Here is an 11,465-nt window from a genome sequence, read left to right on the forward strand (position 1 = left end):
GAATTTGGCATTGAAATTTCTTCTTTGTCTGGACATGATAATGGATCCTTTCTTTCATACTGGTTTAAGTATATCAGATTCATTAAAAACTGTCCGAAAAAGTGTCTTAATTTATGAGACCATTATACTTAAAAAAAAATCATAAATGTTATAGTATGAATTATACTTATAACATATCATAAGTTCCGCTTCGCGGATATAATCAATCAGGGAAGGAGAGAACAATAAGTATGAATCAAGAGAATTTATTCAGTCAAGGGATTTGGAATGATTTTAAGGCACATTTTAAAAGTATTACAACAGAAGCCTCTTATCGGACCGATATACGTGAAATTATGAACTATTTTCAAAAAGATTTTTTTGAGATAAGAGAAGTAGAAGTGAAAGAATATTTTGCTGTGTTGCAGAATAAAGTTAACAAAGGAGCATTAAGACCTGGAACGATGGCAAAAAAGTTTCGGGAATTACATTCTTTTGCTGAGTATGTGTACGAAAACCATGAAAAATACGGGATAGATAAGGATTATCGAGATTATTATTATCCATATTTGAAGGTGGTGGCGAAGCAGGAAAAACATGTTAAAGCTGTTCCTTTGGAACATATAGACCGACTCCTTTTGGCTGCAGAAGAAAACAGTATGGCATATTGTATTATTGTATTGCTTTATCGGGTCGGTCTTACTTCTACGGAAATTGTAGAGCTTAAACCGGAAGACTTTGTTATATATGAAAACGGAGTATATGTATCTATAATAGATCGCAGAGAAAAAAGTTTTATTCCAGAGGATGCAGTTCGAGTGATTGAGTGTTATATCAATGAACGAAAAGAGAATACGTTTTTATTCTATAATAGTCGTGGAAATAAACTAAATCCGATGTACATTAGTCGATTAATGAAAAAATATGCAAAGAAAGCTGGAATTCCTTGCTATAGTGCGGAAAGTATACGGAATACTTGTGGAGTTACAATGTTTTCTTATGGCGCAGATTCCAGACAAGTAGCGAAGCAAATGGGAATAACGAAAGTGCAGATAAAACGTTATGATAATGTTATATATCGTGATAGTATTCAAAAGGCGGCAAATAATCTGGTTAAAGTCAAAGTAGAACCGCCAACGACATAATTTTGTCCTTTCATGTCAAAACGTCAGAAAATTCACACATATAAACATTTTGGCTTGGTTTAGGATGATAAAAACGAAGAATAATCTTTATAATTCTGTATTTGCAAAAAATTAAATGTCAATTTCGTAACAATTATTGATATTTTAAATACAATGAGGTAAAATATAAACAGGTGATATACAAGAGAGTACCGACGAACATGCCGATACTCTTTTCGATTTATCAGAATGTTTACAAAAAAGTGCATATGAAAAGCAAAGGAAGAAAAGGGGGAATAATATGCTAGATGCTATTAATTCAGTAGTGAACACCATTAATGGAGTGGTTTGGGGATGGCCGATGATCATTCTCTTGTTAGGAACTCATGTTTTTTTGACAATCCGTACTGGCTTTATTCAGAGATACACAATTTCAAGAGGTATTAAGCTGTCAGTAACAAAGGATCCAGAAGCAGAAGGTGAAGTATCAAATTTTGCGGCTCTGACAACAGCTTTGGCAGCTACAATTGGTACCGGTAATATCATTGGTGTTGGTACAGCGATTGCACTTGGAGGACCTGGAGCTGTTTTGTGGTGTTGGTTGACAGGTGTATTTGGTATTGCTACGAAATATGCAGAATCTTTCATCGCTGTAAAATACAGAGTAAAAACAGAAGATGGCCGTATGCAGGGTGGTGCAATGTACGCTCTGGATCGTGGTTTGAATATGAAGTGGCTTGGCATGTTGTTTGCAATTTTTGCTGGCTTTGCTTCTTTTGGAATAGGTTGTGCCACACAGGTAAATGCGATTGCAACCGTATGTAATGAGAACTTTGGTATTCCTCCAGTTGCAGTTGGAATCGTTATTGCAATCCTTACTGCAATCGTTATTTTTGGAGGTATCAAGTCCATTTCCAAAGTATGTGAAAAATTGGTTCCATTCATGGCAATTTTCTATGTTCTGGGATGTATTATAATTTTATTTATGAATTATGATTACATAATTCCAGCTATTGGAACAATCTGCAAACTTGCATTCACACCGGGAGCAGCAGCAGGTGGTCTGGTAGGTACTGGTATTATGGCAGCAATGCGTTTTGGTGTTGCCAGAGGTCTTTTCTCTAATGAATCTGGTCTTGGTTCCGCTCCTATCGCAGCAGCAGCAGCTCAGACAAGAAATCCGGTTCGTCAGGCATTGGTATCTTCTACTGGTACATTCTGGGATACAGTAGTTGTATGTTTAATGACAGGTCTTGTATTGGTAACGACAATCATGAAGAACCCATCTATCAATGCGGATGAAATTGATAATGGTGGTGTCCTTACATCCATGGCGTTCTCACAGATTCCTTATCTTGGCCCAATTATTCTGACATTAGGTATTATCGCATTTGCTTATTCTACAGTTCTTGGATGGGCATACTATGGCGAACGTTGCGTAGAGTATTTTGGTGGTAAGAAGATTCTGGTCCCATATCGCATTCTTTATATCGTTGTAGCAGCAATTGCTCCTGTAGTGGCACTTGATCTTGTATGGTTGATTGCTGATACATTGAATGCATTGATGGCAATTCCAAATATTGTTGCGGTGCTTTTGTTGTCCAATGAAATGGTTCGGGAAACAAAGAAATATATTAATGATTTGGACGCAAAAGATGATACACCAATTCCAGTTATTAAGGATTAATAAAAAAAATAGAAACTTTGACTTGACAAATGCACTTTATTGGATTAAAGTTATGTTGTAAATAAGAAAAACCGATGAGAAAGAGAAGTAGTTTATCTAATGACATTAAAGAGAGCGGCAGATGGTGGAATTGCCGTATGAAGTTGATAGATGAATGGACTTTCGAGGGCAGCCGGAAATCTTTAGAGAGTATGGTTTGTCGGGAACCGAACCCGTTATCAATCAGGAGTGTATGTTAGTACATGAGAAAAGTGGACGATTCGTCAATTTGAGTGGTACCGCGATAATAAGATATTATTACCGCCTCAAACATTATAGTTTGAGGCGGTTTTCTTTTTTGAAGAAAGTGCCGTAATCCACGAATTTTCTCTCCTAACAGCAAAAGTAAATTTCATAAAAAGGAGAATGAGACAATGAAAAACAAAGTATTAGCAGGATTATTGACAGTTGCAATGGTAGCAACAATGGTAACAGGATGTGGAAGTTCAAGTGAAGATACGTCTGAAAGTAAAGAGGAGACAAAGACTGAGGATACAACATACAAGGTTGGTATTGTACAGTATGTGGATGATGCTTCTTTAAATCAGATTGAAAAAGCAATCGAGGCAGAATTAGATGCCAAGGGTGAGAAACTTGGGGTCACATTTGATTATGAAGATTATACATTTAACGGTCAGGCTGATTCTACGGTTTTGAATCAGATTGCCGCAGATCTTGTTGCGGACGAGGTAGACATCATTATTCCAATCGCAACTCCGGCAGCAATGGTTATGCAATCAGCAACAGAAGATAACCAGATTCCAGTTGTATTTTCTGCAGTATCTGATCCGGTGGGTGCAGGTCTCGTGGCAGATAATGAGGCTCCTGGTTCTAATATTACAGGTACTTCTGATGCAATTGATACAGAGGGGATTATGAATCTGATTCTGACAGGTAATCCGGACGCAAAGAAGATTGGTCTTTTATACGATAAGAGTCAGGATTCTTCTATTGGATCTATTGAAGATGCAATTAAGTTCTGTGAGGAAAACAATTTGGAATATGTAGAGAAGACAGGAACTACTTCTGCTGAGATTCAGGCTGCGGCAGATTCACTGGTAGCAGAGACAGTAGATGCAGTATTTACTCCTCAGGATAATACAGTTATGACAGCAGAACTTGCTATTTTTGAGAAATTTACGGATGCAAAGATTCCGCACTATACAGGAGCTGACTCATTTGCATTAAATGGAGCATTCATCGGATATGGTGTAAATTATGAAAATCTTGGAACAGTAACCGCGGATATGGCAGTAGAGGTTCTGGTAGATGGAAAGAATCCAGCAGAGATGCCGGTTGAGACTTTGGAAGATGGTATTATTACAATTAATACAGAGACAGCAGAGTCTGTTGGTATTGCTGTTGAGACATTCAAAGATCTTGGCTCAGAAGTGGTGGAGACTGTGACTGCAAAAGAGTTTGAATAGAGGTTATTATGGGGTCAATTATTACGTTGTCGATTGTGCAGAGCGCTTTGGAACTTGGATTTATCTATTCGCTGGTTGCACTTGCACTATTTATTTCATTTACTATATTGAATATTGCGGATCTGTCTACAGATGGCTGCTTTACTTTAGGGTGTGCAGTCTGTGCGACACTGACGATAGCAGGACATCCGGTGTTGGGATTATTCGCAGCGATGGGTGCAGGGGCTGTGTCGGGTTTTGTAACTGCATTTTTGCAGACGAAGATGGGAATTGAATCCATCTTGGCCGGTATTATCGTAAATACAGGATTATATACAATTAATATTGCAGCAATGGGATTTGCCTCTAATCTTAACTTGTTTGGATGTGATTCTATCTTCACATGGGGAAAAGAGCATATTGGAGGAGCCTGGTACACATTACTTATTGTAGCAATTATTGTGATCGTAATCGGTTTTTTGGTATCGTTATTTTTAAACACACGATTGGGACTCTCTATTCGGGCGACTGGAGATAATCCGGATATGGTCCGTGCATCCAGTATTAATACAAAATTGATGATTACGATCGGACTCTGTCTATCCAATTCATTGACAGGACTTTCTGGTGGACTTTTGGCACAATATCAGAAGTCCTGTGATATCAATCTTGGAACCGGTATGGTTACGATTGCTCTGGCAAGCTTGATCATAGGAGAGACCTTAATTGGAAAAGGATCTATCTGGTGCCGTATTCTTGGTGTTGTGTTAGGAAGTTGTCTGTATCGTTTTATTGTTGCAATAGCGCTTCGTTTTGATGTACCTCCAGAGGCATTGAAACTAGTATCTGCAATAATTGTAGCTATAGCAATTGGACTGCCATATTTGAAAAGGCAATTCCATCTCTATCAGACGAAACGTGCTGCCAGAGTAAAAAACCAGAAATATATTGACGAAATTCTTGCACAGGAAAGCAAAGGAAAGGAAGGTCAGAGATAATGAGTGAAAATATGCTGATTATGAGAAATGTGTCAAAGACCTTTAATCCTGGGACCGTGAATGAAAAAATGGCTTTGCGCAAAGTAAATCTTGAGTTAAAACGTGGAGATTTTGCGACAATTGTTGGGAGTAACGGGGCTGGAAAATCTACATTATTTAATGCAATTACCGGATCTTTTCTGGCAGATGAAGGATTGATTTTACTGGATGGAGAAGACATTACTTATCAAAAAGAATATATAAGAAGTAAAGTGATAGGACATTTATTTCAAGACCCTTTAAAAGGAACTGCTCCCCATATGACAATTGAAGAAAATATGGCGCTTGCATATCTTCGATCTTCGACTTCAAAAAACGCATATTTTAGTCGGATCAGGTCTTCAGATAAAAAGAGATTTCGTGAGAAGCTTGCTTTGTTGAATATGGGGTTGGAAGACCGAATGAAACAACCAGTAGGACTTCTTTCTGGTGGACAACGTCAGGCGCTTACCCTTTTAATGGCAACTATTGTGACTCCGAAAATTCTTCTGCTGGATGAACATACGGCTGCTTTGGATCCGGCAACTGCAGAAAAGGTTTTGCAGCTTACCAAAGATATTGTGGCACAGCGGCAGATTACTTGTCTGATGGTTACCCATAATATGCATCAGGCACTGGAACTGGGAAACAGGACATTGATGATGGATGCAGGAAATATTATCCTGGATGTTTCGGGAGAAGAACGTAAGAGTATGACGGTAGATGATCTTCTGGATCAATTTGCACAGAATGCCGGAAAGCAGCTGGATAACGATAGAATTCTTTTATCTAAAAATGAAGCTTGATACTCATATGTTTTAGGTGTTGACGAAAAGAATCAGTAGATGATAATATAAATTGACTCATATTGTAAATGATATAGCCTCCGGCAGGAATGCCGGCGGCATTATTAAATTTAGGGGAGGCAGGATTATATGGCAAGAAGGATTGCACAGTTTTATAAAGTGAGTTTTGCACAGTTTCAGGAAGGATTTGTAGATTCGTTTGGTCCAACAGAAGAACAAGAATTGCAGAAGATATATGATAATATTAAGCTCCCGAAACGGGCAACTGCCGGATCTGCAGGGTATGATTTTTATGCTCCGGTATCAATAACTCTTGAACCTGGAAAGACGATTAAGATTCCTACTGGAATACGTGTAGAGATGGAATCAGATTGGGTGCTGAAATGCTATCCAAGAAGTGGGCTTGGGTTTAAATATCGTTTACAATTGAATAATACAGTAGGAATTATTGACAGTGATTATTTCTATTCCGACAATGAAGGACATATTTTTGCCAAGCTTACAAACGATACCAATGAAGAAAGAACAGTTGAAATCGCGGCTGGAACAGGATTTATGCAGGGAATTTTCGTAGAATATGGAATTACTGTGGATGATAATGTTACTACAGTACGTAATGGTGGATTTGGAAGTACAAATTAGGGACGTAGTCTTTTTTAAAAAGACTACGTCCCTAATTGCATTTTGTGGTGTACCCATTTGCATATTTTTGTATGTTTCGGACATTCTATTTTTAAGAATATGAGATAGATGGGGGAATGAATATGCCAAATATGAAGATGGTAGCTGCTTCAAGGGAAGAAAATGCTTCTTATATGAATGGACTGCTTCCGATTAAAGAAAGTTTTGATATTATACAGAGGGATATGGTTATAGGAGGACGGATGTCTTCTTTTTATTTTATAGATGGATTTACGAAGGATGAATCGATGCTGAAAATTATGGATTCTCTTTTTCATGTGAAGGAGGAAGACATGCCAGCGGATGCGACGCAGTTTTCAAGAAAATGTATTCCGTATGTGGAAGTGGATGTGCTGGGGGATTTTGATCAGGTATTGAAAAATATATTGTCGGGTGTTACATGTCTTTTTATTGATGGCTATGATGCGTGCATCGCGATTGATTGCAGAACTTATCCAGCGCGAAGTGTGGAGGAACCTGATAAAGATAAATCTCTGCGTGGTTCCAGAGATGGGTTTGTGGAGACGATTGTATTTAATACTGCATTGATGCGGAGAAGGATTCGTGATCCGCATCTTGTGATGAAGATGATGGAGATTGGAAATGCCTCTCGGACAGATGTGGCACTTTGTTATATGAGTGACCGGGTGGATCGGGAACTTTTGAAAAATGTATCTGAACGGTTGAATTGTATTCAGACGGATGATTTACGAATGAATCAGCAGAGTCTGGCTGAATGTTTATTTAAACGAAAATGGTATAATCCTTTTCCTAAATTTAAGTTTACGGAGCGGCCAGATACAGCGGCGGCCTGTCTGTTAGAAGGAAAAGTTGTAATTCTGGTTGATAATTCCCCGTCTGCAATGATTCTTCCAACATCAATATTTGATATGATTGAAGAAGCCAACGATCATTATTTTCCTACGTTGACAAACATATATCTTAAATCAGCCAGATGTCTGATCACTCTTCTGACAGTGTTTTTGACACCATTATTTTTACTTTTTATGCAGAATCTAAACTGGCTTCCAGAGGTATTTGCTTTTGTGGCAGTAAAAGATACTGTAAATATTCCATTGATTTTTCAACTATTGATTCTCGAAATTGCCATAGATGGTCTTCGGCTGGCGGCGTTAAATACACCAAGTATGTTAAGTACACCGTTAAGTGTTATTGCAGGTCTGGTCATGGGAGAATTCTCTGTAAAATCAGGATGGTTTAATTCAGAAGTGATGTTATATATGGCATTTGTGGCCGTTGCAAATTATACACAACCCAATTTTGAGCTTGGTTATGCGTTGAAATTTATGCGTCTGGAATTGTTGCTTCTTACAGCTTTATTTAACTGGTGGGGGTTCGTAATAGGAACAGTTATTGTGATTTGCAGTGTTGCCTTTAATAAAACCTTATCAGGAAGAAATTATTTGAACATTAAATTAAATTGAGTAAACGAAAGAGATAAGGTAAAAAGGAGGAGTCGAGTTTCTTGTTTTACAGAATAACCATCACGTGGTAGAATATAGATGAGGTGATAGAATGGAGACGGAAACAAGAGACGAGAAGTTGGGGCGGGCACCGCTTGGGAAGCTGATGGTTTCGTTGGCAGTTCCGGCAGTAGCTGCTCAATTGATCAATGTATTATATAATATAGTTGACCGGATTTATATTGGACACATTCAAGGATACGGAGATGTAGCTTTGACGGGAGTCGGGGTTACATTTCCTATTATTATGTTGATTTCTGCTTTTAGTGCATTTGCTGGGATGGGCGGTGCACCTTTGGCATCTATTGAGTTGGGGAAAAGTAATTATAGTCGTGCCGAAAGAATTCTCGGGAATTCTGCCGGGTTGTTAGTTATATTTTCGGTATTTTTAACAGTGTTTTTCAGTATATTTAAAATACCAATACTATATGCGTTTGGTGCCAGTGATGTGACGATTGTGTATGCGAAAGAGTACATATCCATTTATTTAATTGGAACAGTATTCGTACAGCTGGCATTGGGACTGAATACATTTATCAGTGGGCAGGGTGCAGCAAGAACTGCTATGCTGTCTGTGCTGATAGGTGCGGTGATCAATATCTGCCTGGATCCGGTTTTTATATTTGGTGTGAATATGGGAGTGAAAGGTGCAGCGCTGGCAACGGTCATCTCTCAGGCGGTCAGTGCTGTCTGGGTCGTACATTTTCTTGTGTCTAAGAAGAGTGTGATACGATTACAATTAAAAAATATGCGTTTAAAAAAGGATATTTTGATGCAAATTGCAGGACTTGGCATCTCCCCTTTTATTATGCAGAGTACAGAGAGTATGGTTAGTATTACTTTAAATTCTGGACTTCAGCGTTATGGAGGAGATCTGTATGTAGGAACTATGTCGATTATGACAAGTATCATGCAGTTAATCGTAATACCGGTACAGGGAATTACACAGGGAATCCAACCTATTATCAGTTACAATTATGGTGCCGGTAACAAAGATAGGGTTCAGAAAACGATCGTTAGAATGATTCTGGTATGTCTTACGGCTACGTTGCTTTTGGGAGGTATTGCAGTGTTGAAGCCAGAAGTATATGCGGGAATATTTACGGATAATGTTGAGCTGGAGAAACTGACTTGTCAGGTCATGCCAGTATATTTCCTTGTTATCACAATCTTTGGGATTCAGTCGGCTTGTCAAACGACATTTTTGGCATTGGGGCAGGCAAAAGTGTCTTTATTTATTGCGTTACTTAGAAAAGTAATCCTGTTGATTCCGTTGGCGATTATCCTGCCTAAGTTCATGGGAGTGAATGGAATCTACTTGGCAGAGCCGATTGCGGATATTTGTTCTATATTAACAATCAGTGTTTTATTTATATTTATTATTAGAAAAATTTTGCGTAATATGGAAAAAAATGTTATGATATCGTCAAGCAAAGAGAAGGAGGAACAGAGACATGAATGATTATGTAATTACAGTAAACAGTACAGTCGATTTGCCAAAGGAGTGGTTGGAAGAGAGACATATTCCGGTTATTCCTTTGAAATATACTATAGATGGCGAGAACTATAAAGGAATGGAAGGACTGTCTTCCAAAGAATTTTTTCAAAAATTAAGAGAAGGAAAGATGGCAGTAACCTCTCAGGTAAATCCTGAGGAAGCCAAAGAAGCACTGGAAGCGTTCCTAAAAGAAGGAAAAGATATATTGCATCTTGCGTTCTCTTCTGGCTTAAGTGGAACATATAACAGTATGCGAATTGCGGCGGAAGAATTGGAAGAAGAGTACCCAGAACGTAAGGTTATTGTGATAGATACATTGTGCGCTTGTCTGGGGGAAGGATTGCTGTTATATTATGCATTGAAACGTAAAGGAGAGGGGAAATCAATCGAAGAAGTAGCAAAGTGGGCAGAGGAGAATAAGCTTCATGTGTGTCATAATGTTGCGATTGATGATCTGAATCATCTTCAAAGGGGTGGAAGAGTCTCCAAGACAACAGCAATATTGGGAACAATGGTTCAAGTAAAGCCAATCATTCATATGGATGACAAAGGTCTTTTGCAAGTTATCGGGAAAGAGCGTGGACGAAAGAAAGCGTTGAATAAGATTGTAGATATGGCTGTTGAGCAGGCAAAGGGCTGGGAAAATGATATTATTATGATTACCCATGGGGATTGTGCAGAGGATGCTGAATATGTGGCAAAACTAGTGCGCAAAAAGATGGGAATTGAGAATATTCTGGTAAATAATATTGGTGAGGTAATTGGAAGTCATACAGGTCCAGGAGTTGTAGCCGTATTCTGCATGGGAAGTAAGCGCTAAGCAATAGGAGATATAAACAGAATGAAAAAAACACTTATAATTGATAAAGAAATGAAACAGATCTGGCCGACAGTCAGGGTTGGATGTCTGCAATATAAAGTGAAGGTGGAAAAGAAAAATGAAGAGATGTGGAAATATCTGAAGAAAGATATTTTCAAAAAAGTAAAAGATGAAATCTTTGATTACGGTGTAAACGAAATCCCTAATATCAAAGAATCAAGAGCCGCATATAAAGCCTTTGGAAAAGATCCAAGTCGTTATCGCGTATCTTCAGAAGCACTGATTCGAAGAATCGGCCAAGGAAAAGGACTTTACGAGGTAAATACAGTTGTTGATGTGAATAATCTGATTTCTATAGAATCAGGATTTTCTGTTGGTTCATACGATACTTCAAATATAGAAGATGAGCTAGTATTTCGAGTTGGAAAGGAAGGAGAGACCTATAAAGGGATTGGAAAAGAAGAAATCCGTATAGATTGCCTTCCGGTGCTGGCAGATACAAAAGGTGCAATTGGGAGTTCCACCAGTGATTCAGAACGGGCTATGATTACAGAAAATGCAGAAGAAGTGCTGACGTTAATTTATTCGTTCTCACAGAATCAAGATTTAGAACATGCACTGGAGAATGGAAAAAAATATTTAGAACAATACGTCGGTGCAGAAGAGATTCAGAGCTGGATAGTGGAGTAAATGGGAATTTAGATTAGTTAGTTGGTAATTGGGAGGTGTACGGTGAGAGGACGGATGGAATGGTTGCCATTGCGGAGTCCTTCGCTTAGAATCCATAACTGAAAAAGAAGCAGATATTTTGTGACCAGGCTGATTCACCCCGAAATCTTGATGATTTCGAGGCTCAGCAGCCTTCTCAGATTTGGCTTGAAGCCAAATCTTCGCACAAAATATCTGCTTCTTTTCCAGTAACGGA

10 protein-coding genes and 1 other annotated feature are annotated in these 11,465 nt (G+C 38.4%); all 10 genes read left to right on the forward strand.

Going from position 1 to position 11,465, the window contains the following annotated elements; all coding sequences use genetic code 11:
* Window positions 1–230: 230 nt before the first annotated feature.
* The 10 genes from JQM81_RS12635 (at window position 231) to JQM81_RS12680 (ending at window position 11,230) form a co-directional block, all read left to right on the forward strand.
* Window positions 231–1,124 carry a tyrosine-type recombinase/integrase gene (locus JQM81_RS12635; RefSeq protein ID WP_235234111.1) on the forward strand — a complete coding sequence of 298 codons (894 nt, stop codon included), beginning with the start codon at window positions 231–233 and terminating at the stop codon, window positions 1,122–1,124.
* A gap of 280 nt (window positions 1,125–1,404) precedes the next feature.
* Window positions 1,405–2,790, forward strand: a complete 1,386-nt coding sequence (locus tag JQM81_RS12640) for an alanine/glycine:cation symporter family protein (protein WP_235234112.1) — start codon at window positions 1,405–1,407, stop codon at window positions 2,788–2,790.
* A 65-nt stretch (window positions 2,791–2,855) separates the two neighbouring features.
* Window positions 2,856–3,101, forward strand: a binding site (T-box leader).
* A 102-nt stretch (window positions 3,102–3,203) separates the two neighbouring features.
* On the forward strand, window positions 3,204–4,256 hold the full coding sequence (locus JQM81_RS12645) for an ABC transporter substrate-binding protein (RefSeq protein ID WP_235234114.1): 1,053 nt from the start codon (window positions 3,204–3,206) through the stop codon (window positions 4,254–4,256).
* 8 nt (window positions 4,257–4,264) lie between these two features.
* Complete coding sequence (locus JQM81_RS12650) at window positions 4,265–5,233, forward strand: ABC transporter permease (RefSeq protein WP_235234115.1); 969 nt, start codon at window positions 4,265–4,267, stop codon at window positions 5,231–5,233.
* An 11-nt stretch (window positions 5,234–5,244) separates the two neighbouring features.
* Window positions 5,245–6,057 carry an ABC transporter ATP-binding protein gene (locus tag JQM81_RS12655; RefSeq protein ID WP_235234122.1) on the forward strand — a complete coding sequence of 271 codons (813 nt, stop codon included), beginning with the start codon at window positions 5,245–5,247 and terminating at the stop codon, window positions 6,055–6,057.
* A gap of 129 nt (window positions 6,058–6,186) precedes the next feature.
* Window positions 6,187–6,699, forward strand: coding sequence for a deoxyuridine 5'-triphosphate nucleotidohydrolase (locus JQM81_RS12660; RefSeq protein ID WP_235234116.1), 513 nt, complete (start codon window positions 6,187–6,189; stop codon window positions 6,697–6,699).
* 122 nt (window positions 6,700–6,821) lie between these two features.
* On the forward strand, window positions 6,822–8,183 hold the full coding sequence (locus JQM81_RS12665; protein ID WP_235234117.1) for a spore germination protein: 1,362 nt from the start codon (window positions 6,822–6,824) through the stop codon (window positions 8,181–8,183).
* A 91-nt stretch (window positions 8,184–8,274) separates the two neighbouring features.
* On the forward strand, window positions 8,275–9,684 hold the full coding sequence (locus JQM81_RS12670) for an MATE family efflux transporter (RefSeq protein WP_235234118.1): 1,410 nt from the start codon (window positions 8,275–8,277) through the stop codon (window positions 9,682–9,684).
* Window positions 9,677–10,540 (forward strand): DegV family protein, encoded by an 864-nt coding sequence (locus JQM81_RS12675; protein ID WP_235234119.1) that lies wholly within the window; start codon window positions 9,677–9,679, stop codon window positions 10,538–10,540. Before JQM81_RS12670 ends, JQM81_RS12675 begins: the two co-directional genes overlap by 8 nt.
* 21 nt (window positions 10,541–10,561) lie before the next feature.
* Window positions 10,562–11,230 carry a B3/4 domain-containing protein gene (locus JQM81_RS12680; RefSeq protein WP_235234120.1) on the forward strand — a complete coding sequence of 223 codons (669 nt, stop codon included), beginning with the start codon at window positions 10,562–10,564 and terminating at the stop codon, window positions 11,228–11,230.
* The last annotated feature ends 235 nt before the right edge of the window (window positions 11,231–11,465 follow it).

It is taken from the genome of Faecalicatena contorta, assembly GCF_021531895.1.
Taxonomy (GTDB): domain Bacteria; phylum Bacillota; class Clostridia; order Lachnospirales; family Lachnospiraceae; genus JAFBIX01.

Bases quoted from the DNA above. Each gene is read 5' to 3' on its own strand.
- JQM81_RS12635 (WP_235234111.1), top strand. From the start codon at position 231: ATGAATCAAGAGAATTTATTCAGTCAAGGGATTTGGAATGATTTTAAG.
- JQM81_RS12640 (WP_235234112.1), top strand. From the start codon at position 1,405: ATGCTAGATGCTATTAATTCAGTAGTGAACACCATTAATGGAGTGGTT.
- JQM81_RS12645 (WP_235234114.1), top strand. From the start codon at position 3,204: ATGAAAAACAAAGTATTAGCAGGATTATTGACAGTTGCAATGGTAGCA.
- JQM81_RS12650 (WP_235234115.1), top strand. From the start codon at position 4,265: ATGGGGTCAATTATTACGTTGTCGATTGTGCAGAGCGCTTTGGAACTT.
- JQM81_RS12655 (WP_235234122.1), top strand. From the start codon at position 5,245: ATGCTGATTATGAGAAATGTGTCAAAGACCTTTAATCCTGGGACCGTG.
- JQM81_RS12660 (WP_235234116.1), top strand. From the start codon at position 6,187: ATGGCAAGAAGGATTGCACAGTTTTATAAAGTGAGTTTTGCACAGTTT.
- JQM81_RS12665 (WP_235234117.1), top strand. From the start codon at position 6,822: ATGCCAAATATGAAGATGGTAGCTGCTTCAAGGGAAGAAAATGCTTCT.
- JQM81_RS12670 (WP_235234118.1), top strand. From the start codon at position 8,275: ATGGAGACGGAAACAAGAGACGAGAAGTTGGGGCGGGCACCGCTTGGG.
- JQM81_RS12675 (WP_235234119.1), top strand. From the start codon at position 9,677: ATGAATGATTATGTAATTACAGTAAACAGTACAGTCGATTTGCCAAAG.
- JQM81_RS12680 (WP_235234120.1), top strand. From the start codon at position 10,562: ATGAAAAAAACACTTATAATTGATAAAGAAATGAAACAGATCTGGCCG.